General features: G+C 68.1%; 24 protein-coding genes. 4 read left to right on the top strand and 20 right to left on the bottom strand.

Annotated elements, in window-relative coordinates; genetic code table 11:
• Positions 1–196 precede the first annotated feature (196 nt).
• Positions 197–928 (bottom strand): C40 family peptidase, encoded by a 732-nt coding sequence (locus U8525_RS18350; RefSeq protein WP_374267415.1) that lies wholly within the window; start codon positions 926–928, stop codon positions 197–199.
• A gap of 141 nt (positions 929–1,069) precedes the next feature.
• Here U8525_RS18350 and U8525_RS18345 point away from each other — a divergent pair, with 141 nt between their 5' ends.
• Positions 1,070–1,936, top strand: a complete 867-nt coding sequence (locus U8525_RS18345) for a hypothetical protein (protein ID WP_374267413.1) — start codon at positions 1,070–1,072, stop codon at positions 1,934–1,936.
• Here U8525_RS18345 and U8525_RS18340 read toward each other — a convergent pair.
• From U8525_RS18340 to U8525_RS18320, 5 genes are all read right to left on the bottom strand, one after another.
• Positions 1,926–2,621: a phage minor tail protein L gene (locus tag U8525_RS18340; RefSeq protein ID WP_374267411.1), complete on the bottom strand. Its 696-nt coding sequence runs from the start codon at positions 2,619–2,621 to the stop codon at positions 1,926–1,928. The genes U8525_RS18345 and U8525_RS18340 overlap by 11 nt on opposite strands.
• Positions 2,618–3,205 carry a phage tail protein gene (locus U8525_RS18335; protein ID WP_374267409.1) on the bottom strand — a complete coding sequence of 196 codons (588 nt, stop codon included), beginning with the start codon at positions 3,203–3,205 and terminating at the stop codon, positions 2,618–2,620. The genes U8525_RS18340 and U8525_RS18335 overlap by 4 nt, the downstream gene beginning before the upstream one ends.
• Positions 3,206–3,316: 111 nt before the next feature.
• Positions 3,317–4,282 carry a P63C domain-containing protein gene (locus U8525_RS18330; protein ID WP_374267407.1) on the bottom strand — a complete coding sequence of 322 codons (966 nt, stop codon included), beginning with the start codon at positions 4,280–4,282 and terminating at the stop codon, positions 3,317–3,319.
• Positions 4,283–5,295: 1,013 nt separating this feature from the next.
• On the bottom strand, positions 5,296–5,580 hold the full coding sequence (locus tag U8525_RS18325; RefSeq protein ID WP_374267405.1) for a hypothetical protein: 285 nt from the start codon (positions 5,578–5,580) through the stop codon (positions 5,296–5,298).
• Between the two features lie 389 nt (positions 5,581–5,969).
• Complete coding sequence (locus U8525_RS18320) at positions 5,970–6,617, bottom strand: hypothetical protein (RefSeq protein ID WP_374267403.1); 648 nt, start codon at positions 6,615–6,617, stop codon at positions 5,970–5,972.
• Positions 6,618–6,792: 175 nt separating this feature from the next.
• Between U8525_RS18320 and U8525_RS18315 the strand changes: the two genes are divergently transcribed.
• The gene (locus U8525_RS18315) at positions 6,793–6,921 is read left to right on the top strand and encodes a hypothetical protein (protein ID WP_374267401.1); all 129 of its coding nucleotides are present in this window, start codon (positions 6,793–6,795) and stop codon (positions 6,919–6,921) included.
• A gap of 35 nt (positions 6,922–6,956) precedes the next feature.
• Positions 6,957–7,136, top strand: a complete 180-nt coding sequence (locus tag U8525_RS18310; protein WP_374267398.1) for a hypothetical protein — start codon at positions 6,957–6,959, stop codon at positions 7,134–7,136.
• Between the two features lie 948 nt (positions 7,137–8,084).
• Here U8525_RS18310 and U8525_RS18305 read toward each other — a convergent pair.
• Complete coding sequence (locus U8525_RS18305; RefSeq protein ID WP_374267396.1) at positions 8,085–11,786, bottom strand: phage tail tape measure protein; 3,702 nt, start codon at positions 11,784–11,786, stop codon at positions 8,085–8,087.
• Positions 11,787–11,893: 107 nt separating this feature from the next.
• On the opposite strand from U8525_RS18305, the gene U8525_RS18300 reads away from it, so the two are divergent.
• Positions 11,894–12,460, top strand: coding sequence for a hypothetical protein (locus U8525_RS18300; protein ID WP_374267394.1), 567 nt, complete (start codon positions 11,894–11,896; stop codon positions 12,458–12,460).
• Between the two features lie 26 nt (positions 12,461–12,486).
• Here U8525_RS18300 and U8525_RS18295 read toward each other — a convergent pair whose 3' ends face one another.
• The 13 genes from U8525_RS18295 to U8525_RS18235 form a co-directional block, all read right to left on the bottom strand.
• Positions 12,487–12,744, bottom strand: coding sequence for a hypothetical protein (locus tag U8525_RS18295; protein ID WP_374267392.1), 258 nt, complete (start codon positions 12,742–12,744; stop codon positions 12,487–12,489).
• A 47-nt stretch (positions 12,745–12,791) separates the two neighbouring features.
• The gene (locus U8525_RS18290) at positions 12,792–13,247 is read right to left on the bottom strand and encodes a hypothetical protein (protein ID WP_374267390.1); all 456 of its coding nucleotides are present in this window, start codon (positions 13,245–13,247) and stop codon (positions 12,792–12,794) included.
• Between the two features lie 46 nt (positions 13,248–13,293).
• Entirely contained in the window at positions 13,294–14,442 is a 1,149-nt protein-coding gene (locus U8525_RS18285) for a phage tail tube protein (RefSeq protein WP_374267388.1), read from the bottom strand.
• A gap of 28 nt (positions 14,443–14,470) precedes the next feature.
• A complete protein-coding gene (locus tag U8525_RS18280; RefSeq protein WP_374267386.1) occupies positions 14,471–14,890 on the bottom strand; it encodes a phage tail terminator-like protein in 420 nt (139 codons plus the stop codon).
• Positions 14,887–15,306 (bottom strand): HK97 gp10 family phage protein, encoded by a 420-nt coding sequence (locus U8525_RS18275; protein WP_374267384.1) that lies wholly within the window; start codon positions 15,304–15,306, stop codon positions 14,887–14,889. The genes U8525_RS18280 and U8525_RS18275 overlap by 4 nt, the downstream gene beginning before the upstream one ends.
• Complete coding sequence (locus U8525_RS18270; RefSeq protein WP_374267382.1) at positions 15,303–15,668, bottom strand: hypothetical protein; 366 nt, start codon at positions 15,666–15,668, stop codon at positions 15,303–15,305. Before U8525_RS18270 ends, U8525_RS18275 begins: the two co-directional genes overlap by 4 nt.
• Positions 15,669–15,685: 17 nt before the next feature.
• The gene (locus tag U8525_RS18265; RefSeq protein WP_374267380.1) at positions 15,686–16,177 is read right to left on the bottom strand and encodes a DnaT-like ssDNA-binding protein; all 492 of its coding nucleotides are present in this window, start codon (positions 16,175–16,177) and stop codon (positions 15,686–15,688) included.
• Positions 16,178–16,209: 32 nt separating this feature from the next.
• A complete protein-coding gene (locus U8525_RS18260; RefSeq protein WP_374267378.1) occupies positions 16,210–16,629 on the bottom strand; it encodes a hypothetical protein in 420 nt (139 codons plus the stop codon).
• Between the two features lie 120 nt (positions 16,630–16,749).
• The gene (locus U8525_RS18255; RefSeq protein ID WP_374267376.1) at positions 16,750–17,667 is read right to left on the bottom strand and encodes a major capsid protein; all 918 of its coding nucleotides are present in this window, start codon (positions 17,665–17,667) and stop codon (positions 16,750–16,752) included.
• A gap of 168 nt (positions 17,668–17,835) precedes the next feature.
• The gene (locus U8525_RS18250) at positions 17,836–18,588 is read right to left on the bottom strand and encodes a hypothetical protein (RefSeq protein WP_374267374.1); all 753 of its coding nucleotides are present in this window, start codon (positions 18,586–18,588) and stop codon (positions 17,836–17,838) included.
• Between the two features lie 29 nt (positions 18,589–18,617).
• Entirely contained in the window at positions 18,618–19,817 is a 1,200-nt protein-coding gene (locus tag U8525_RS18245) for a minor capsid protein (protein WP_374267372.1), read from the bottom strand.
• Entirely contained in the window at positions 19,814–21,307 is a 1,494-nt protein-coding gene (locus U8525_RS18240; RefSeq protein ID WP_374267370.1) for a DUF4055 domain-containing protein, read from the bottom strand. Before U8525_RS18240 ends, U8525_RS18245 begins: the two co-directional genes overlap by 4 nt.
• On the bottom strand, positions 21,304–22,146 hold the full coding sequence (locus tag U8525_RS18235) for a hypothetical protein (protein ID WP_374267368.1): 843 nt from the start codon (positions 22,144–22,146) through the stop codon (positions 21,304–21,306). Before U8525_RS18235 ends, U8525_RS18240 begins: the two co-directional genes overlap by 4 nt.
• Between the last annotated feature and the right edge of the window lie 16 nt (positions 22,147–22,162).

The following is a 22,162-nucleotide window of genomic DNA, read 5'->3' as shown; positions in this document are numbered from 1 at the left end:
GCTCCGAACTCCCTGTTCACACGGCCGAACTCCGTGCCCACGTGGCCGAACCTCCTGTCCACGATGGGCCGAACTCGGTGATCACGATGCTCCGATCTGAGTGTTCACGATGGGCCGACGCGCGCAGGCACGGACAAGTCGAGCTTCCAGACGCGCCCGAAGCGCTTCCCCAGGGGCCCGCCCAGGACGATTGTCGTCAGCATCGGGAGGCGTGCCTCACGACGCGCTGGGTGATGCGCGCCCAGAAGCCCGAGTACGTCTCCCGGGTGGAGAGGCGCCCCATGACGTGGTGCAGGAGGACGTCCCCGCCCAGGTACACACCCGCGTGGTTGGGCACCGGGGCGCGCAGCTGCATGAGGGGGACGTCGTGCTCGCGCGGGGGCTGCCCGGTGACGTCCACGAAGCCCGCGCGGCCGAAGCCCTCCAGGTAGAGGTTGCCGCCCTTCGCCCACCAGTTGTCCGGGCGCTCGAAGTCGGGCAGCGCGAGGCCCAGGCGCTCCCGGTAGTAGTCCTGGATGAGGGTGTAGCAGTCGAGGACGCCGTGGCTGAAGGTGCGGCCCACCAGCGGCGGCCGGTAGCCGTCCGGGTACCAGAGGCGCCAGTGCCCCACGGGCACGTTGAGGATGAGCCAGGGCAGCCCCCAGCGCTCCATCATCACCCGGTCCGCCTCGCTCGGCTCCGGCGCGGCGTTGGGGTGGGAGTGCACCACCGCCACCACCTCCCCCTCCCCTTCCGCCCGTGCGTAATCCTCGGGCGCCAGGACGAAGTGCGCCTGGCCGTCGGCGAGGTTCCGGCAGGGGCGGTACCGCTGGGCGCCGTCCACCCGCACCACGAGGCCGCAGGACTCGCGGGGGAAGTCCGCCTGGGCGTGGCCGAGCGCGGCATGCAGGACGTCATCGGCCAGCGTCAGCCGGCAAGAATTGACCATCTTGAGAGAGTCGCGGCATGCGTGGACAGAGTCCGCGACCGAGTACGGGGAGCAAACCAACTCTCAACCAATACTTGACGGTCACGTCTGTGGGCAACGACGCTAGTTGAGCTGCGTCACCCGAGAACATCAGGAAGCCCAATGAGCACGATAGAAACCATCCTCTCCGCACTAGGCGGAGGAGCAACATTTATCGCCATCTTCATCTTCACCGTTCAACGCATAGCCGATCGATTCCTCCAGGATCACTTCGACCAAAAACTAGAACACTACAAGCTCCAGCTAAACACACAAGCAACAGCAAAAGCGGACATCCTAAAGGCCCAGCTCCAATTGGATACAAACACAGCACTAGAACATGCAAAATCAGAACTAAACACAAAGAACGATCAGCTTCGACACGAACTCGACAAGCAAATCATAAGAGCCCAGCTCGCAACAGGCGCCATACATGAAGAGTTCCTCAGAATCGCAAAGGAAATTCGCATCGCACAGGGAAAATATCTCGGACTGATCGGCCTATCCAGGGCCCAAACATTCGAAGGATTCAGCAAGTCCGACATAGTCAAGGTGCTCCGAGAGGCCAAGACCCCCAGACTTGAGGCAAGGAGCGCAATTCAGAAGTTCGTGGCAAATCGAGAGGCCGGCATAAATCAAGTCAAAGAAATACTCAGACGCAAACAACTGCACGATGCAGACGCATCGTGCAACGAAGCCCGGAACACCGTTGTAATAAACAGGATGCTACTTGGGCGCGGGCTATATAAAAAGGCAATGGACGTAATTGCGCAAATACAGGGAGCAATAACCGATATAGAACTCCTGTCCGGCATACACCTCGGCCCAGAAGAGGCCGCGCGCCGGCTCGAAAAACCAAACCTAATAGACTCCGCAATAGAGCTACTCGAAGATGAGATGAGCACAAGAATACTGCCAAATGAAGTCAAACCTACAGGTCCGACGCTTCCCCAGGAAGAAAGGAAAGACGTACAGCCCTCTACCGGATGAGCCCAACGGCCGGGAAGCCGCAGAACGGAAGGACGCTCTTCTCCCCGAAACGCAGCTTGCAACTAGCGAGGCGCTTCCCGCAGCGGTCCTCGGCGGCGCTGGACGTCGGCGTGTCGTCCAGCTTCGCCACCGGGGGCCCGGCGTAGCCACAGCCCTCCCCGCGGTACTCCCAGGGGCACAGCTGCGTGATGATGCGCAGGGGGATGCGGACGCCGTCCAGGTCGCACTTCGCGGCCAGGCTGAACTCGATGACGTGCTTGTTCTCCACCGTCTTCTGGTCCACCACGAACTCGTCGTCCGGGAAGGCGTCCAGCGGCGAGGCGGTGGGGTTGACGCCCCCGGGGAAGTTCACCGCGTCCAGGTAGCGGACGAAGGTGCGCTTCCGGAGGACACGCGCGCCCAGCAGGTCGTTCAAGTCCCTGGCCATGGCGCCGATGGTGCCGGCGACGTTGGCGAGCGTCAGGGTGGGCCTGGGCAGCCGGCCCATGCCGGACTTGTCGAAGCCCTTCACCTGGATGGCCCAGGGCTCGTAGGCCATGCCCTGCCAGACGACGGGCCCGCGGAGCCCATTGGTGCCCGCGTGGAAGTAGCTGACGCCCCCGCCCGGCAAGCTGGTGGCGTCCAGGACGAAGAGCTCCACGAGGGCCCCCGCGTCCAGCTTCTGGATGTCGCTGGCGATACTCACCCTGCCTCCTCCTGGAAGGTCGCGGTGACGTCGTAGGCGTTGAAGCCCTTCGCCGTGCGGTGCCACTCCTCGCACACGACGTGGGCCACCAGTTCGCCCGCGCCCGTGAAGGTGAGCGCGTCCCCGACGACGGGCGCCACGGTGAAGGTGACGAGGCCCGAGGCGGAGAGCACGTAGGTGGTGCCCTCAATCTGGGCGACGCCCGCGACGTACACGGTGGGCGGTGCCGTCCAGTCCGCGGCGGGCACCAGCAGCTCCGGCACCTCCGGGGAGAGTGGCCGCTGGAGGAGCCACTGCTTCCGCGCCCCGTCCCCCACCCCGAAGGGCTGCGCGGTGACGGCCCAGGCCGTGTCCGGGGTGACGAACTCGAAGGCCTCGACACCCGCACGGGCGCGCAGGAAGGCCTCCAGGCCGTCCGCGTCCACCTTCGTCAGGTTGGAGAACTGGAGGGCCCACCGCCGCAGGACGGGGTTGAGCCCGTCCCCGGAGCGCTGGGTGTAGCCCTCGCCGAACTGCGCCTTGCGCACCCGGGGCACCGAGTCCGCCTGGACTCCGTAGTCCGGGGTGAAGGGGAAGCGCTCCATGCCCTACTGCCTCCCGCCGAGAATCAGCCTGCTCATGCTGGGCATGTTCGGCGGGAGCGTGGACGAGGGCCACAGAGCGGAGTTCCCGCTCGGAACACCAGGACGCGTTGCCTACCGCGAGGTGGTGGGCGAGTCTCCCGCGCGGCGGCGTGGGGGCTCCGCCACGGGCGGCTGGAAGAACGGGAGTTCCTTCGTCTTGCCAGCGAGAGGGAAGGCCCTGTCCACATACCAGATCAGCTCATCCAGCGACCCTGCCAACCGCATGAGCGCGCGTAGCTCCGCAAGGTGCTCACGAAGCGCACCAACGCCGATTTCGGCTGTCAGGAATTGGTGGTGCCGCACGCGCCGCTGCCCGCGCTCGTCGGCGGGGTTCCGCTCATCGAGGACCTCAAGCGCGCCAGGCGGAAGGATACGGCGGTACACAAGGAACCGCGTCATGGACGCGAAGAGCCGAGGGTGATTTCCCCCGCGAGGCTGCATTCCGCACACCCGGTACAACGGCTCGTAGAAGTCCGAGAAGAAGCGCTTCTCCCAGGTACTGGGCTCCTCTCGAAGGAACCTGTCCAGCAGCGCTTGGAGGGCATCGGGCGCGCGCTGCTGCTGGTAGCCCGTGGCCTCGTCCACCAGACCGATGATGCCCAACTTCATGAATCCGAGCGCCACCACGCGGGCCTGCCTCGCGATGTGGGCCTGCTGCTTCTGGAGCACGCCCTCAATGTCCGCCCGCATGATGGCGTCGCACAGGTCGGCCAGCACCGTCGCCTCGTAGCCTTTGATGGCTGGACCACCGCCCTTCGGATGGAACAGCAGGGGCGAAGTGGTCCCGGCGGTCAACCCTTCGGAAACAAAGGGCTTTAGCCGCTCCAAAGCCACGAAACGGGCCAGTCGGTCCCCTCCGCTCGACGAACTGCTGCCGCGGGACATCCCCAGCGCGGCGAGCACTCCGGCCTGCGAGAGGGCACGGACGCCGTTGTTCAGGACGTAGCAGGGCAACTCGACACCACCGATGTTGAGGACGGCGTCGTACTCCGCCTTGAGCACGCGCGACGGGGGAACGGCCGGTTTGCATCTCGGCATGGGGACAACCTCCAGAGAGAGAGACACGTCCCACCCGGTGCCGTGCAACACCGGGTGGGACGCGGCGCTCACCGCCCGAAGCTGGCGTGTGGCGACGGATGGGGACGGCCTGCACGGGGGACCTGGAGCGACCTGTAGCGCTCCGTCCCGGAAGCTTCAAACTTCCCGCCAGTTCGGCAGCCAGCTCAGGCGCACAGGATGACGACGCGAACGTGTACGCTCTTCTCGCCGTTGTGCGCCCTTGTCCCCCGTTGCTTCGGCTGCGCTGGGTTCCGCTCGGCTGCGTTGGGATTGGCTCGGCTCCCTTCGGCTTCCTTCGGGCTCCGCTCCCGTCCCCAGGCTTCTCAGCGCCGATGCGCCGCGTTCACGCCAAGCCCTGGTAGGCGTCCCTCCCACCGGCAGCCGCGCTCGGGCCTCGCTCTGGAACATGAACGGGCACCACGTCCACGCCTACCGGCTTGGCATCTATTCAAACAGCATTAGAAGTTTCACAAATTCGGCCAAAGCATCCACCCCTCAATACTCTCAACCAGGACAGAAAGCCTGCGAGTCTCGCAAACCACCACAGGACTCTCCCAGTCTTCACCACGAAGCAAGACTGCACGAAACTCTCCCTCTGGGCTGGAATCGGGATACCACCCCACATCAAGCAACAAGCCAAGCCGGGGATGCCGCAACTGCAAGAGGTCTTCAGTAAAACAAATCCAAAACTGACGATCATCAACAGCCCCGTCAGGCTCCAACTGACCAAGCTCATTGTGCTCAACTATCCACCCTCCCGGAATCCTAAGAGGCTGCCTTGGCGGCACGGGCATTGACTTCCCAAACACCATTCTATCCGCAAGAGACATTCCCCATCACTCCTCCGCGTTCTTAATCACCAAGTGATGAAGCACGTCACGGGGCTGCTGGGAGAGCGCCCCCCCGCAGCTCCAGCACGCCGCCAACGTGGTGGCCAAGAACGCGGGCCCCGGCCACCCGTGAGGCATTTCCTCTTGTGTCGATGACAGGCGTCAGTTGTTACGATGGGAGAAGCAACTGCATGTTTCGGCGTGGTCGCCAAACACTCGCTCGACCGCGTCTTCGACGTCGTCTTCGTCCTCGAAGATCTTAAGGGAAGGGTCACCAGCACGGAAACGTTCGAGCGCCTCCTCACGCACTTCATCACCAGAATCTGAGGTTGGGTTCACGACCTCATCGCAGGAATGCCTCTGTAACACACCCAACTCGATAGCAATGCTCGTGATGACCGCCTCCATCTCCTGCCCCAGAAACCACTGATCCTTGGCATGACTCATGGTGCCTCCAAGACGTTGGTGCTTCGCGAAAGCACATTGAAACTGCCATGGTGGCTCCAGAAGTCTACTTGGACTCGCAGTGAATTTCGTGGCACAATTGACACTGAGCGTGAAGACACCCTCTCTCGTGAACACCCGCAGTCCCCGGAGCCCGCCGTGTCGCTCATCACCTCGCAGCGCGCCGCCTGCCTTCATCTCGTCCTTGCCCAGAGGCACTCGCCCTACCGGTGGGGCGCGAAGGGGCAGCGCGTGGCCACGGACGGACCGCGCCTCTTGACGCTGGAGGACGCGGCGCGCGCGGACGCGAAGATGAAGGCCTTCACGCGCGTGGAGTACCGACCCGACGTGCTGGGCTTCTGGCGCCTGCCCTTCGTCTGGCGCGCGCGAGGCTACGCCCTGGCTGGCGGTGGCTGGTGGGCCAGCAGCACGCCCAGGATCCACCGCCACGCCCCGTGCCAGTCAACACCAGGCGCCGCCTCCCGGACGAACCGGTCGAGCGCCTCGCGGACGGAGGTGCCGGCGGGCCAGTCAATCCGGAGTCCTGCGACGGCCTGCTGCTGAGGGGTGTCGCTGGGGGCTTCGAGCAGCACGCGCCACTGCTGCCCATCCCCCTCCGACGCAATCAGCATGTCCGCGACCAGCCAGTCTCGGCCCCTCGCATCCGGAAGCGTGATGCCTGCGATGGGTGGGACGGACACGTGGAGCGTGCGCCCGCGCACCGTCACGTCGTCGCAGCAGTAGCCCTGGAGCTCCGTGTCGCGGGCGGCGCGCGCGAGCGCATCGGACGGCACCATGGCGTGGTGCCCATGCACCACCCACCGCAGTTGCATCCATCGCTCAAGCAGTTCCTGCCGTGACCACACCAGGTCGGACTTCCCTTCCAGCACGGCCAGTTGCGTCTCGGTCACCAGCGGCTCTGACGCCGCGTCCTCGAACCGCTCGAAGCCCACCAGGCCCACCACGTCCTCCAACGCCAGGAGCGGCATCTCCCTGGCGATGCGCGCGGCCATGGCCTCGGTGAGCGCTCCGGTGCTCACGGCCTCTTGCAGTGCGGAGGGGCCGCCGCGGGCCCAATAGACGCGCGCCTCAATGCCCGGTCCCAGCGAGTTCAATACGTACATGGTGGGGCAGTAGGCGTTGCACCCGGGACGGGGGGAATACCTCCAACGGGGTAGCCGGTGGCGCCCACTGAAGCCCGGCGAGCACGCGCCGGTGAAGCTCCAGTTCTCCGCGCTGCACGGCGAGCAGAAGGTGCAGGGACAGGCGCTGTCCGTCGCCCCCGGCGCCGTCGCCGCGAAGGCGGCCGTGGAGAGCGCGGTCCCTACGACGCCCCGCGGGTAGTTGTCGCCGCGGGGCTGTCGCGGGTGCTGTCGGACGTGCCAGTGCGCACCGGCTACCTGGCGGCCCAGGCCGGCGTCTCCTCCCTCACAGGCGCCTACGCGCGCCTGGAGGGCGGGGCCCGGCTCCGGGAGAACCTGGGACTCTTCGCCTTCGCCGAGGCCAACGCCCGCGAGCGGATGGCCGGCGCGGGCGTGCGGTGGACGTTCGGCTGGTGAAGCACAGCGACCCGTGCCGATGCCTGGGACGGGTCGCTGTGTCTTGCTACAGCAAAGACATTGGTTATCGATGACACATGGCTTCGCCCGCCCAGCAGAAGCACCCCATCGGGCAACCGCCGCGACACGAGTCATTGCAGAACGACTGGAGGTCGTTAATTTCGCTGATGCTCGAAATTGTAAGCGATTTATTATTGTGCGTTACGGGCATCCCCTTGGGAATCCACTGGAATGACACGCAGTTTGCACCACGCTTCACGCATTCCGTATATGTGATCGCCTCGACGTGGATGGTGCGATATTCAAGGATGCCAACTTCAGGGGCTGGAATTACGAACAGACCAAAACCGATGGCTCCGTCTGCAGTGGCCTTTAAACCACTGCTCTTGAGAAATTCGAAAACACTTTCGTGTGTTTGGTTCTTGCTGCAGCCGCAGTCATCCATTTGCTGCTCCCCAATCGGCGTTAAGTGGCACTACTGACAGAGCGTCCTTCGCTTTGCATAGTTAAGTCAAATTTCCAGGCATCGGGAGCTAATGCCCGTCGGATTGGGCGTTGTGGCAGGGCCAATTTGCCGATGCGCGCCTCCCCCAGTTGTGGGCGCGGTTGGACCGCCTTCCGGCTCACTCCGTGATCAATGCGGCTCCCGCTCCGCCCGCCCCAAGCACCACGCGAGCGCATCACTCGTCATCGAATCCGTGTCTGGGCACAAACGCAGGAGGCGTCCCGCGCCAGCACAGCGCCGCCCCTTCTGTCCAGGCATGGACAACACGACGGGTGTCATGTGAGCGACAGCAACTCGAAGCCCTGCGAGGTGCGCCTGGGGCTGCCGTACCCGCCCAGCGCGAACGCGTACTGGGTGCCTACCCGGGGGCGCGGACTGGTGCCCTCCTACGAGCCCCTGGCCTCCACGCAGCATGGCCCCGCTGCCGGCCGATGCTCCCGCCCTCATCGCCCCCGGACGAACGTGTACGTCATCCCGCCGGGGGCCATCTCCTCGCGCATCACCTTGCGCACCGCGTCGGCGAGGCGCCGCCCGAGCCGCTCCGCCTCGGCACGCCCGCCCTCCCCTGACGCGCTCACCTGGGCGGAGCCGTCCGAGTTGATGGTGATGTAGAGGGTCTGATTCACGTCCCCTCCCCCGAGCGCCTTGTTGGGGACGATGCGTCCGGAGCTGGAGGGGATGAAGAGCTCCGGCCCGAGCTCGCCCACCAAGTGCGCCTGGGCCGCACGGACGGGCCCGCCGGCCGCGTGCGCGCCACCCAGCATGAAGTCGTAGGTGCCGCTCATGTCCGCGCCGCCAACCATCGTGGGCATCCCTCCGCGGCTACCGGACGAAACGCTCCCGCTGAGGGCATCCATGCCCAGGTTGACGACGGCCATGAAGGCCTTCTGCGCCGCCAGCCGCGCCAGGTCCTTCAGGATGCCGTCCACCAGGGAGGAGAACTCCAGCCGGCCCGTGGTGACGAAGTTCGCGAAGGCGTCCGACATGTGCTGCGTGGCCGTGCCGACAATCTCCTTCGCGTAGCTGAAGCCGCCGTTGATCTGCTCCTGGAGGCGCTCCATCTCCTTCCGGTACTGCTCCACGGTGATGCGCTGGTCATCGAAGAGACGTTGCACCATCCCCATACGCTTCTGGAGAGCATCCATCGGGTCGAGTTGCGCCTGGAGTTGGTCCAGCTCCTTCTTCAGCGCCGCCTCGGCCTTCCCGTCCGGCGTCCACAACTCGCGGGCCTTCGTGAGCTGCGTGTTGTAGTCCTTCAGCGTCAGCCGCCCCGCATCCAGTTCTTCACGAAGGAGTTTCTGGGCCTGGGCGTACTTCGTCGCGTCCTGGGTGCCCAACTCCCGGCTGAGTTCCTGGAGCAACCGCTTCCGCTCCTCCTCCGCCTTCTTCAGCTTCTCCGTCTCCTCCTTCTGCTTCCGGATGGCCTCCAACTGGGCGATGGCCGCGTCCGCACGCGCCCTCATCTTCGGGTCCGTCAGCGAGCGGTACTCGTCGGAGAGCTCCTTCGCCTCGTCCTTCGTCTTGCCGAGGGTGCGCGCCTCCTCCTCCAGGTTCATCAGCCACTGCTCCTGGCGCTTCAGCAGCTTCTCCCGAGCCTTCTCCTCCTGCGCGGCCTCCTTGAGGGCCTCCTTCGAATGAGCGCTGGCATCCTTTGCCTCGGCAGCGCTGTCCTTCGCGTCCTCGGCCTTTGCCGACCTCACTGCGCGGAGTCCCTTCTCGATGTCCGCGAGACGCTGCTGCTGGGCCGCGAGGTCCTTCTCCAATGGGACCAGTTTCTCCTCAATTTGCGGTGCAAACCTGGGGTCCTTGCGCGCACGGGTGAAGTCTTTGATGTCGGCGAGCCCCCATCGAAAGTTCACCGTCATAATATCATTTTGCTTCTTCTTTACTTCCTTTGCGAGGCGATTCACCTCCTCTTGAGCCTTACTAAGGTCCTCTCTCGTCAGCTTATCGTAGACCGCCGAGAGTTCCTTGACGGTGTCTACCTCATCCGTCAGCAGGTCCTGGTAGCGTCCACCGAGGGTGGCCATCTCAGCCTTTGCGATATTAATCTCGGCAATGGTTTGCTTTCCCTTGATTAAATCGACAAGTATTTGACTTCCTCGACTGGCATTAGCTCCTGACTCCTGTGCGAATTGACGTGTCTTTTCACGAGCATCATCTGCTGCGCGCCCGAGTTCATGGAAGGCCGTCACAGCCAGGGTGAGCGCGCCGGTGATGATGCCGATGGGGCCACCCATGAACTCCAGGGCCGTCTTTCCCGCGCGCGCCGCGAGGGACGCGCCCTCGATGGCCGATGCCTCCCTCACCTTCGCCAGGGCCAGCTCCGTGGAAGCCAGCGTGGCCCGCTTCGTCGCAGACATGAGGCTGCCCTCCACGGCCGCCGAGGCCTGGAGGGCTGCAAGCCGCTTCTCCAGCATGGCCTGCGCCGAGCGGAGCGAGGCGATGCGGCTCTCATCGGCTGCCCGGGTGTACTTCGCCTCCGCGAGTGCGGCGGCCGTAGCAGACTCACGCGCCTGGGTGAGCGCCGAGACCTTCGACACCAACCCCTTCACCCACTCCTGGGCCCACGCGGCGCCGCGCATCGCCGCCACCACCACCAGCGACTCGCCGAAGAGCTTCACGGCGTAGGTGGCCGTCTCGAAGTTCTCCGTCAGCGCGCGGACGCCCGGCTCCGTCGCGGAGAGGATGTCGCCGCCCACCTCGCCCTGGAGCTCCGAGAAGCGCGCGCGGAGCTGGTCCAGGGCGAACTGCGGCGTCGAGGCCATCTTCTGGAAGGCCGCCTCCGTGCGCCCGGCGGAGTCCTGCATGTGCTTCAGGGAGGCCGCGAAGTCCGCGGAGGCGGTGCCGGTGAGCGTCATCACCGGCAGCAGGGCTTCCACGCCCCCGAAGAGCATGGCCATCTCCTCGGTGCTGCCTTCCGTCTTCTCATTCACCTCCTGGAGGAAGCCGGCGAGCCCCTTGGCCTTCAGCGCGGTGATGGAGAACTCCAGGCCGAGCGCGTCCGCAAGCTTCGCCGCGTCGTGGGACGGCTTCGCGACGGCGGCGATGATGGCGCGCAGGCCCTCCATGGACGTAGACGTCTGGATGTTGTTCTTCGTGAGGGCGCCCGTGGCCGCGAGCAGCTCCGCGAGGCTGACGCCCGTCTGGGAGGCGATGGGGGCCACCCGGCCGATGAAGCGCGAGAGTTCCTCGATGCTCGTCTTCCCGTCCGCGGCGCTCACGAACATCATGTCCGCCGCCTGGGTGACGTTGCGCAGCTGGCTACCGTAGCTGGCCATGACGCCCGTCAGGCCGTCCGCCGCCGTCCTCACGTCCGTCACGCCGCCGATGGCCAGCTTGTTGGACACGGTGAGCAGCTCCGTGGCCTTCGCCGCGTCGCTCGCGCCCGCGCTGAGGATTTCATAGAGGGCCCCTGCCTGGTCCGTGGGTGTCCGGCCAAACTGGTTGCCCAGCTCCTTCACCTTCGCGGTGAGGGAGTCCATCATCCCGAGCTGATCCTGCTCCAGCACCGTGGACACCTGGGCCATCGCCGTCGAGAAGCGCAGCGCCTCCTCGGTGGAACTCTTGATGGCGGCCCCCGCTGCCCCAAAACCCACGAACTGGACGGCCAGTCGCTTCATCCCGTCCGCGAACTTGCCCACCGAGGGCTCCGCCTTCGCGGCCTCCTCCTTCGCCGTGCGGAGGGCGTCCGCCACTCCCTCCTTCTGCTTCCCCATCTCCTCGAAGCGCTTGTTGAGGGACTCCACGTGCCCGAGGAAGCGCGACAGAGAGGACGTGTCCGCGAGCGTCGCCTGGAGCTTCCCGGCGGCGCTCCCGAGGGACATGAGCTGGGCCTCCAGCGCGCCCGTGGCCGTCGCGGTGGCGGTGAAGGCCGTCTGAATCTTCGCGGCGGACTGCTCCAGCACCGAGAGGTGCGAGGTGGCGGCCCGGATGTCGGCCAGCGCCTTCGACGTGTTGCCCAGGCCCCGCGTCGCGCGGGCGAAGGCCTTGGTAAGGGCCTCGGTGGCGTTCTCCAGCCCCGTCGTCTTCCGCTCCGTCTTCTCGGCCGCCGCCTCCACGCCGCCCAGCGACGTGACGGCCTCCTTCGCGTCGGTGGTGTCGATGCGGATGCTCAGTTCAGCCAGGTCAAAGCCGCCGGACATAATGGACCTCGGTTGCTGCAGGAGTGGTTGCGAATGGCAGGGTCACACCGCACCCTGGAGGACGTGCTCAGTGGCGGCGAGCGGCGGCTTGTGGTCGGCTCCGGGCCATGCGCGCACATCTCGTCCTCATGGGCCTGCTGTCCCTCTCCGCCTGCGACCAACGCAAGAAAGAGATGGAGCAGATGCGAATCGCCAACGTCCAACGCGAGAACGAAAAGCACGGGAGCGACGACCTTCACTGGGAGGCGACTGGAGAGCGCCACACCACATTTCTGCTCGTGCGGAACTACGGCACGAAGGACCCAGCGCAGATCCGCGAGGCGATGCTGAAGGGGCTCCCAGCTCTTGATGCAGGCAAGGAGGAGATGGAGCGAGACGGTTTCACCCACATCGGTCTTCGCGACCGCGACACGGGCATCACGATGACCAGGCCCGTTACAGAACTCCGGGGTATGGCAGCGGCCCTCGTAGATGGATCCGATGACAACCCCACAACTCCAGTGCCGCCATGGGCGCCCAAGGCGCCTGCCCTGCACAAAGACGCGAAGCGGATGTATTGCGCGGAGAAGGGCTCTTCCGCCTGCTGCTCCTACGTCAGCAAAGAATGCGTCTTCGTCCTGTGTCGTAGTGACGACTTCAAGCAGTGGAAGGAAGAGGGCGACCGCTGTAATTGATTGCAAGTTCGCCCTCCCGTCCAGCGTCACTGTTTCTTCGAGACTTCAACGAGGAAGACTTCATCCAGCCGGCGGAGCAGCTGCACCTCGAAGGGCGAGGGCCGGTTTCCGGAGAGGCGCCCCCAGGCCGCCATGTCCTGGAAGGAGATGGGGTTGAGGGTGAAGGCGCTGGCGCCGCGGGCGTTGGACAGCTCCGCGAACCACCCCCACACGTGGGCGAGGGCGTCGGGCAGCGGGGGCGCGTCCAGCAGCTCCGGCGGGGGCTTCCCGGTGGCGCGCTCCACCTGCTCCAGGTGGGCGCGGACGGAGACGCCCTCGGCGTCGGTGCGACTCAGGCGGAATTCGTGGCGAGCGAAGTCGAGGAGGCGCTCGGCTTCTCCTCGAAAAAACTCGCGCGGTCCGAGACGGCCTCGTCCACCTGGCGGCGCAGCCACGGGTGGGCGGTGAAGAGGCGCCGGGCGTTGTCCGGGGTGAGGGGCACCTGCGCCCCGTCCTCGAGGACGCCCGTCCAGGAGACGGTGCAGGCCACCAGCAGCTCCAGCGCGTCGGCCTCCATGTCCCGGGGGGCCTCCTGGCGGGCACGGCGAGCGGCGCGAGGCGCGCTGGCGGTGGCCTTGTCGATGAGGGCGCGCGTGGCCTCGCGGTAGCGGGGGGAGTCCGCGCTCGCCACCTCCACCTGCATGCCCGTGGGCTGGCCGGTGACGGGGTGGAGGATGTCCACGGTGAGGGTGTCGTGGCGGATGAGGCTGGAGAAGTCAAAGCCGGAGGGGGCGGAGGCGGTATTCATGGGGGATTCCTGGTGGTGAGGGTGGAAGGGCTGCGCGGGCCGCGGGCTACGCGTTGCTGCGCTGGTAGAGGATGGAGGCGCCGGACGCGGAGTCGAGGAGCGCGGTGAAGGGCATGGACACCTGGACGGGCCCCTCCTTCGGGTTGTCCAGCTCGCCGCCCGTGTACTTGAGGCGGGGAATGCGGAGGGTGTGGAAGTCCGTCCCGTTGACGTCCAGCAGCACCACCTCCAGCGAGGACTCGGCCTCGTCGAGGAACTTCGCCAGCAACTCCTGCCCCATGAAGTACGCCGAGAGGGTGCCGGACACGCCGAAGCCGCCCTCGTGAATCTCCGTGGCGGAGCGCTGGCCGATGACGCCCTTGGTGGAGCGCCCGTTGGTGATGTCCAAGTCGAGGGAGGTGACGTTGGCCACCAGCTGCCCGCCCTCGCGCAGGCTGCCGGTGAAGGCGTCGAAGGGGCTGTTGGTGCCCGGGGGCGTGACGGTGGCCGCGTGGGACACGGTGGCCAGCTGCATGTCCTTGCCCAGCAGGGTGAAGGTGCCGGTGATGATTTCCTCCGGCTTGATGGAGAGCTTCAGCGAGTCCACCGCGCACCCGCGGTAGAGGGCGTACTGGTGGATGTCGGTGAAGGCGCGCTCGAAGGAGAACGTCTTCAGGACGGTGCCGGACTTCAGCCGGCGGCCCACCAGCGCCACGGTGCGGCCGGCGGCGGCCACGTCGTCCACCAGCTCCCTGTCCACGGTGAGGGCCAGGGCGGAGACGGCCTCGACGCGAGCGCGGCCGTTGTTGCCAGCCTCCACGAAGCCGGACACCAGCACCTGGTCCCCCGGCAGGAAGCCGTCCTCGAGGAAGCTGCCGGCGGTCCGCACGAGGGTGCCGGTGGCGGCGTCCGCGGCGAGGGAGACGCTGCCGGTGGTGGCCGTGGCCCAGGTGCCGCTGAGGGCGGCCTCCAGCAAGTCGTCGAAGGTGCCGAGGGAGAGCTCGACGCCGATGTCCCCGCCGACGCTCACCATGCCGTGGCGCAAGTCGGAGAGGTGCCTGTCGGCCCGAATCTCGTTGGACTGGTAGTTGGCCTTCGAGAGGTTGAGGCCCGTGTTGGTGAAGCGCAGCGCCTTGTAGGTGGTGCTGGCAGCGACGCCGAAGGAGGCCTCGGAGGTGAAGCGCAGCGCGGTGCGCTGGCCGGAAGCGGAAGGCATGGGATTCTCCTGTCGCGCGAGGCGACGGTTACGCGTGGACAAGCCAGAAGACGGAAACGGGACGCATCCACCAGGGCTCCTCGCGGAGTCCGGGCCCGGCGGAGGCGGACTGAATGCGGACGACGGTGGCGCCCGCCTGCAGCGAGGTGCCGCGCGCGAAGCCGTCGCACACGGCCTGGGCGGCGGCGTTGGCAGGCCCCGCGCCCTCGCCCAGGGGGAAGAAGAGGGACACCTGGAAGACGCCAGGGTGGCGCGTCTGCGCGTCCTGGCCCAGCCCCGCGGCGGCCGTGCGCGCGGGCAGGTGGTCCACCCGCGCCCAGGGCGTGCCCGCCTTCGGCGCGAAGAGGACGTTGGGGTAGGCGATGTTGTCCGCCCCCACCACGGGCGCCAGCACCTCCGCGGCCCGCACCTCCAGCGCCCGGGGAATGTCCAGGAGGACGGCACTCACTTCGCCGCCTCCTCGAGGATTTCATTCACCTGGGCGAGGGTGACGCGCACCATCCCCTTTGGGGCCTGGTCGCTCCAGCCGAACTCCAGCCGGCGGCCGTAGGGCAGGTTGTTGGTGACGTAGAGGGTGTCACCCAGCTTCACCCCCTCCAGCTTCGCCCCCTCGCGGGAGACGGTGCCGCTGCCGTCCTTGTCCTCCGCGTCCACCGTGCCGGCGGGCCTCTCGCCCAGCCCCACCTGCCAGTTGCCCCGAAAGCGCCCGGTGTCCACCGGGGAGGCGGTGACGACGTTGGCCAGGATGCCAAGCGCCGCCTTGCGCACCACCTCGTTGGCGCGCGCCTCGCTGGCCTTCACGAAGGCCTGCACCTGCTTGCTGAAGCGGGCACCCTTGCGGATGCGCCTGTCCACCTTCGTCATGCGGACACCCGGAGGGTGAAGAGGATGGGGGTGCCGCCCAGCTGCGTCGGCGGGTCCGCCCGCAGCACGCGCCAGGTGCGGCCCTCCAGCGGCCCCACGGTGTCGCCCGGCGCTGGCACCACCGGCAGGCCGCCCGCGGCGACGAGGAGCTTCCGGCGGTCCGCGCGGGCGGTGCCGCCGTCGGCGAAGCTGTCCCCTTCCCTATCCTGGCTGCTGTCCGCCTGCACCAGCACCTGGACGGGGTACGTCGCGGTGGACGCCACCACCTTCGCCGTGGCCACGTCGTACGCGCCCGGCCCGGCCCGCGTGAGGGTGGCCGCCTGGCCGTAGCGCTTCACCAGCGCCAGGGCCTTCTTCGCCAACCTGTCGGCCTGGGCGCTCACCCGCGCACCGTGGTGTGGACGCGGATGCCGCCGGCGCTGCCCTGGACGAGGGGCCCCAGCAGCGCCAGCACCTGGGAGGGCACCGGCCGGTGCGTCTCCTTCGACGTCTTCAGGGGGCCCACCGTCACGCCCTCGTCCACCACGGGCCCGAGGCCCGCCGTCCAGTCCTCCTCCAGCAGCCGGAAGGCGAACTCCGCCACCGCGGACTTCACCCGCCGGGGGACGGTGCCCTCCGCCAGCGGGCACCCGTCCAGCACCACGCCCCGGCGCGGCCAGGCCAGGGCCTGCTCCGCGTCGGCGCGCACGCCCAGCCACTCGCAGCGGGAGTCCAGGACGGACGTCGCCCACTTCAGGTGCCGCTCCTTCACCGCCACGTCAGCGGCGGCCCAGGCGTCGTTGTGGCCGCGCGCCGCGTGGTAGGCGTCCGCCTCCGCGACGTCGCAGTAGGAGTCGGCGAGCGGACCGCCGGGGGTGGTGTCTAGGGCCATGGAGGTGTCCTCTGCGGGGGCGGGGGCGCGGACTACTTCGCCTTGCCGGCCTTGGGCGCCTTCTCCTGGGCCTCGGGGGCGGGCGCCTCGGGGGCCGGCGCGCTGCCGGACTTCGCCGCCTCCGCGCGCGCCAGCCGGGCCTCCAGCTCCGCGCGCTCGCGGCTCACCGCCTCCAACTGGGCCTGGAGGCCCTCCATCGCCTCCTTCACGCCGGACGCCTCGCCCGCGGAGGCGCCCTTCCGCTGGCGCTCCTCCCACTTCGCCTGGGCGGCCTCGAAGTCCCGCGAGTCGCGCGGGTACGCCGAGTGGTACGTCGCCAGGATGTCCAGCGCGGACTGCGCGTCCGCCGGCACCCGCGCCACGCCGCCCACGAATTCGAAGCCCGCGAGGACGCACGACGTCCCCGCTCGCGGGCCCACCAGCTCCACTTCCACGACACGATTCGCAGCCACGAAGTACTCCTAGGGAAGGCGGCCAGCGCGCGCCGGCCGAGAGGTTGAGGGGTGCAGCGCGGGGCACGCCGGCCCGGGAGGGCACACGCGGCGCCCTCGCCCGGCCCATGCCCGCCGCTGCTAGTTGGTGACGCCCTTCGCCACGGCCAGCGCGAGGTCGCTGTAGCAGGCGAGGCCGCAGTAGAACTTCACGCGGGTGATGGACTCGTCCTTCGTCTCGGATTCGCCGATGCTCTTCACCTGGATGCCCAGGGCCTTCTTGGCGTGCAGGCCGGCGATGCCCACCCGGCGGCTCCCGTCATCCAGGCAGCCGGCGATGATGCTGGTGGACGTCGTGCTGCTGCCCTGCGTCTGGTTGGTGGGCATCCAGTCGTTGCGGAAGACGGGGACGCCCTCGTACTCCAGCACCTCCTCGCCGCTCGGCAGCTTCAGCGTCTCGACGATGCCGGCGCCGCCCTGGCCGCGCAGCAGCGACTTCAGCGAGCGGAGGGAGCGACCGTGCATCATCAGGAAGTCCACCTTCCCGTCCTTGGCCTTCACCGCGTCCAGCAGCTCGTCCAGCAGCTCGAAGGAGATGGGCCCGCCGTTGGCCCCCGCCTCCAGCGTCTGGCCGGCGCTGACGAGGCCCAGGAGGCCGACGAACTCCTCGTTGGCGCCCGTCCCGTTGATGAGGAGGTTGGAGTACTTCCGGCCCACCGCCTTCGCCTTGCCCGCCACCTGCACGGCGAGCTGGTCCGTCGTGTCCGAGTGCGTGGCCTCGATGAAGTTGTCCACCTCGGCGTCGCCGACGATGCGCTTCAGGGGGCTCGTCACCTGGGTGAAGGTGGTGGCCGCCTTCGCGGTGATGGTGCTGCCGACGCCCAGCATCTGCACGTCGCCCAGGACGTTCTCCCGGTTGTAGACGGCCGCGGGGCCCTCGACGGGCTCGAAGGGGAGGACGCCGAAGAAGCGGTCCACCGTGACGATGTTCTCGATGATGCCGGAGACGAGGTCGTTGTTCGACAGCTTGGCCGCCTCGGAAAGGATGACGGAAGGCATGGAAAGGCTTTCTTCCTCGCGTGAGAGGGAAAAGAAGACGGGTGGGCGGACGCGCTACGGCGAGGGCTGGGGAAAGCCCTGGGGACGCGTCTGGTTTGGAAAGAGGGTGGCTGCGTCCGGGCATCCCGCCCGGTTTGTTTCAGGCCGCATCCCGCGCACCTGAAACGGTTACTTCAACTCCGCCAACCCCTTCGCGATTCGCTGCGTCGGAGTCAGCTTCTCACCGCCGGGCATCCCGCCCGGTTTGCCCCCCGGCGGCGTCCCGCTGCCGGAGGAGCCCGAGCCGTCGAAGGCCCGGGCGAAGTCGGCATTCTTCTTCAGCTCCGCGACGAAGTCCTTCGGCGTCACGTAGCCACCCGTCTTGTGCTCGCGAGGCTCACCCTTCGCGTCCACAACGACGGGCAGAAAATCACCGTCTTCTTCAATCACTCTCACATAACGCTCGACGTAAGGCAACAGCAACGCCGTGCTTCCCTTCGCGTCGGCGATGGCGGCGAGCGACTCCGAGCGCGCGACGCGCTGGTGGTACGTGGTGCGCATGCGCTCGAGGGCGGCGTCCTTCTCCGTGAGGAGCTTCGCGTGCCCGGCCTCCAGCTCCGCGCGCTGCTTCTCCCACGCGGCCGCACCCTCCTTCCCCTTCTGCGCCTCGGCCAGCTGGGCGCGCAGCTCGCCCAGCTGCTTCTCCGCGTCCTCGGGCGTCTTCCCCAGCTTCTGGTAGCCGGCCACCTGGGCCCGCAGCTCCTTCACCGCGTCGCGCTCCTTCTTCAGCGCGGTGCTGAGGCTGGTGGTGTCCATGCGCTTCACCAGGTCCGCGTCGAGGGTGTACTTCGCGCCCTCCCCCTCCCCCTTCGCGTACAGCCCGCGGAACTTCTCCGGGACGATGTCCAGCGCCTCCAACTCCTGCTGCCACTCGAATTCCATGTGTCTGCCTTTCTCGGCCCGGCGGGCCGCTACAGCTGTGCCTTCTTGAAGGCTGCGGCCTCGCTGGCGCGCAGCTCGTCCAGGGTGAGCGTCTTGCCGCTGGCGTCGGTGAAGCTGCCGAGGCGGAGGCCCCCGTCGCGGAAGAGGCGACCGCGCGTCGGGCCCAGCACCTCGTCCTGGAAGTGGGTGGGCTGACGGCGCAGCCAGTCCTCGTAGGACAGCGTCTTGGGCGCGGAGCCGATGTTCTCCCGCGCCCAGCGCTCGCGGATGCGCTTCACCGCCGCGCCGCGCTCCTTCTCGGACATGTCCTTCCAGGCGTCGCCAGCCTTCGCCTTCGCCTCGGCCCGGAAGTCGATTTCCCGGTTTCGCCTGTCGCGCGTGTCCCGGACGGTGGGCCGGTCGCCCACGAGGCGCACGCCGTCAATGACGGGGATTACCGTGCTCCGGCAGCGCCAGTGGGCGGGAGGGCGCGGGCCCTCGCGCACCGGGAAGGTGCGCCCGTCGCGGGAGGCGCACAGCAGCGTGGTGCGCCCGTCCAGCGTGGACACCCAGCGCACCTCGCGCACCAGGTCCTCGTTGGCCCGGTACACCTCCTCGCGGGCCTGGGTGGCCACGTGGTTGAGGGCGGTGCGCGCCACGGCCTCCGCGCCGCGGCGGCTGCCCTCCAGCGCCCCGTCCCCGCTGACGAGGTCCCGGACAATCTGCTGCGTCGTCCGCCCCTCCACCACGCCGGCCTGGACGGCGCGCTCGATGCGCGCCAGGTCCGCCGGCTCCATGCCGGCCACCCACGTCTCGAAGAGGGCGCCGTTGAAGGGCCGGGAGAAGACGGCGGCCTCCAGCACCTCCGCCGTGGGCGCGGCGATGGAGACGTCCACGATGAGCGTCTCCTCCAGCAGGGCCACCTGCCACCGCGCCTCGTAGGCCGCGAAGGAGGCAGCCTCCTCCGTCAGCGTGCTGGCGATGGCGGCATAGGCGCCGGCCCGGAGTGCGCGCACCTCGGACAGCAGCGCCGCGATGCGCTCCGTCGTCTCGCGGCCGGCGTCGTACCCGCCCGCGTCCTCGATGGCCTGGAGGCGCGCGGCGAGCTGCTCCGTCAGGCGCTCCTCCGTGTCGTTGAGGAGGGCCACCACGCGCCGGGCCACGCCGGCCTTGTAGCGCTCCAACTGGACGGCGTGCGCGATGGAGCGCTCATGCAGCTCCTCGTTGGCGGTGGGGCGGGTGGTGCTCACCGCTCACCTCCGGCGCGCTGCCCCGGCGGCACCTGCCCGCCAGCCGCCGGCGGCACCTGGGCACCGGCAGCCGGCACCGTGCGGAGGCTGCCCAACGCAGGGCCCTCGCTCGACAGGCGCTCCCCGTCCTCCTCCACGTCGAAGTCGGCCATGAGGACGCCGCGGCGCTTGAGCTCCGCCAGGAAGGCCTCGCGGGAAATCTCCCGGGCCGCGCGCGCCTTGAAGAGGACGTCCAGGCCCTGCGCGTCGGCCTCGGAGACGCCGAAGTCGGTGTGCACCTCCACCTTCAACCTCGCGTCCTCCACGTCCAGCCCCAGCCACCGGGCCGCGAAGTAGAAGGCCAGCTCCAGCGCGTCGCTGAAGGACTCCGCCATGGCCTGCAACTCGGAGTGGGCCTGGGCGGTGTTGATGGACTTCTCGGTGGCCGTGGTGGAGCCCGACTTCCGGACGAGGAGCTCCACGCCCAGCATGGCCATCTCGTCCTTCAAGTCCTCCAGGTCCTGCCGGCCGGCCTCAATGGCCGCGCCGGTGTGCTCCACGTAGTAGAACTTCCCCTGCGGGCTGCTGGTGGTGAGGAGCGCGTGCGGCCCGATGGGCACCTTCCCCGCGCCCCCGGCCTCCCCTTCCCTGCTGCCCTCCGAGGACAACCCGGAGGCCGCCAGCATGGGGAAGCGCGCCACGGTGAGGACGTTCCGCTGGTCGCTGGCGGACTGCCAGTGCTCCACGTTCTTGTCCGCCAGGTCCATGAGAGGCGGCTTCGCGGCGCACAGCCCGGTGCGCTCCCCGGCGTACCAGGTGACGAGGGGGATGAAGCCGAGCGTGTTGGGGCCGCCCGCCGCCACCTTCCACTCGCTGGTGCCGCTGCGCTCGTAGACGGCCCAGGCGTCGCGCTCGAGGACGCGCACGCGCTCCACCTGCACCTCCTCGAAGCCGTCCCGGCGCGTCTCGCTCTCGCGAATGCGCACGTGGGTGAGGACCTCCACCCCATTCACCGTCTCCGCGTACGCGGCGATGAGGGACTCGGCTGGGACGTGGACGAAGTACGGGCGCAGCCCGGCGCGCTGCTCGTCCTCCAGCGTCCGCACCGCCTCCGGGTCCACCGCCGGGAAGTCCACGAGGAGGTGGGCGAGGCCCTTGGCGAGGCCGTCCCGGAAGACGCCGCGGGCCCAGGCGGTGATGTCGCTGCCCTGCCTGTCCACGTCGTCCACCAGGACGCGCAGCGGCTCGGGCGCGGAGTCACCCAGGCGCACGGGCTTGGAGAAGGGCTTCGCGGCCAGGTTGCGCACCGTCTTGCCGAAGACGTTGAGGAGGACGGCGCGCTGGAGGCGCTCCTTGTACGCGTCCTCCTCCTCCGCGTGGTAGCGCGGCAGGTAGGTGCGGCCGGAGGCGCGCATGGCGCTGGTGCCGCCCAGCAGGGCCAGCACGAGGGCCCACGCGGGCTGCATGGCCCGGTAGGCGCTGCTGGGGGTGCTGACGTCAGCGGCGCTCATTCCAGTTCGCCCAGCGCGTCCTCGTGCGCCGGCTTGCCCTGGCGCACCCGCTCCACCTCCTTGGCCGTCAGGGCGCCCCCGAAGCCCTCCGTCACCACGGGCGCGGGCTTGGACTTCAGGGCGCGGACGATGTCCACGACATTTCGGCATCCACGGGCTTGGAACGTGCAGTCACGAATAAGCTCCGAGTTGCGGCTGTGGCGGCCTTCGGACTCAATTCGCTCAGCCAACTGCTCAGCACGCACCACGACATCCTCCAGCGCAGCGTCGCGGACCTGGGCCTCCGTGCCTGGAACGCCCTGCTTGAGCATCCACAGCTTCACCTCGTCCAGCGCCTGCGCCAGCGTGAGGACCGGCTGCTTGTCCCCCGGGTAGAGGATGGCCACGAGCCCCTCTGCGATGGACTCGCGCACCTTCGAAGCCACATCCCGCTCCACCTGCTCCACCTGGCGGGTGAGCAGGTCCCGCACACGATCCACCAGCGGGATGTCCTCGCCGGTGTGCCGCTTCCAGGGGATGCCCATCTCCGTCAGGTAGCGGGACACGTCCTCCCACTCCGCCGCGGTGCTGCCCGGGGAGACGCGCAGGCGGCGCTCCACCTCGGCCACCACGTCGCTCACCTTCAGCTCGGCGGCCGGCAGGCCCAGCACCCTGGCGAACTCCGCGAGGATGGCCTGCTCCGCCTGCTTCGCGCCTTCCCAGGCAACCTCGGTGCGCTCCTCGGGGCTCTCCACGGCCGTCTCCAGCTTCGGTGCGAACTGCACCGTCACCTGCCCGGCGGAGAGCGTGAGCACCACGTCATAGGCGTTGATGGTGATGCAGCGGTTTGACGTCGTCATGGGCTGCTCCGTACGT

It is taken from the genome of Corallococcus sp. RDP092CA, from assembly GCF_041903675.1.
Classification (GTDB): Bacteria; Myxococcota; Myxococcia; order Myxococcales; family Myxococcaceae; genus Corallococcus.
The sequence above is the reverse complement of the archived record's forward strand: the minus strand, read 5'-3'. Positions and strand labels throughout refer to the sequence as shown.

Coding starts and splice junctions, on each gene's coding strand:
- U8525_RS18265 (WP_374267380.1), bottom strand. CDS start 16,177: ATGGCCCTAGACACCACCCCCGGCGGTCCGCTCGCCGACTCCTACTGC.
- U8525_RS18240 (WP_374267370.1), bottom strand. CDS start 21,307: ATGAGCGCCGCTGACGTCAGCACCCCCAGCAGCGCCTACCGGGCCATG.
- U8525_RS18345 (WP_374267413.1), top strand. CDS start 1,070: ATGAGCACGATAGAAACCATCCTCTCCGCACTAGGCGGAGGAGCAACA.
- U8525_RS18250 (WP_374267374.1), bottom strand. CDS start 18,588: ATGGAATTCGAGTGGCAGCAGGAGTTGGAGGCGCTGGACATCGTCCCG.
- U8525_RS18325 (WP_374267405.1), bottom strand. CDS start 5,580: ATGAGTCATGCCAAGGATCAGTGGTTTCTGGGGCAGGAGATGGAGGCG.
- U8525_RS18330 (WP_374267407.1), bottom strand. CDS start 4,282: ATGCCGAGATGCAAACCGGCCGTTCCCCCGTCGCGCGTGCTCAAGGCG.
- U8525_RS18290 (WP_374267390.1), bottom strand. CDS start 13,247: ATGAATACCGCCTCCGCCCCCTCCGGCTTTGACTTCTCCAGCCTCATC.
- U8525_RS18285 (WP_374267388.1), bottom strand. CDS start 14,442: ATGCCTTCCGCTTCCGGCCAGCGCACCGCGCTGCGCTTCACCTCCGAG.
- U8525_RS18235 (WP_374267368.1), bottom strand. CDS start 22,146: ATGACGACGTCAAACCGCTGCATCACCATCAACGCCTATGACGTGGTG.
- U8525_RS18350 (WP_374267415.1), bottom strand. CDS start 928: ATGGTCAATTCTTGCCGGCTGACGCTGGCCGATGACGTCCTGCATGCC.
- U8525_RS18300 (WP_374267394.1), top strand. CDS start 11,894: ATGCGCGCACATCTCGTCCTCATGGGCCTGCTGTCCCTCTCCGCCTGC.
- U8525_RS18335 (WP_374267409.1), bottom strand. CDS start 3,205: ATGGAGCGCTTCCCCTTCACCCCGGACTACGGAGTCCAGGCGGACTCG.
- U8525_RS18255 (WP_374267376.1), bottom strand. CDS start 17,667: ATGCCTTCCGTCATCCTTTCCGAGGCGGCCAAGCTGTCGAACAACGAC.
- U8525_RS18305 (WP_374267396.1), bottom strand. CDS start 11,786: ATGTCCGGCGGCTTTGACCTGGCTGAACTGAGCATCCGCATCGACACC.
- U8525_RS18275 (WP_374267384.1), bottom strand. CDS start 15,306: ATGACGAAGGTGGACAGGCGCATCCGCAAGGGTGCCCGCTTCAGCAAG.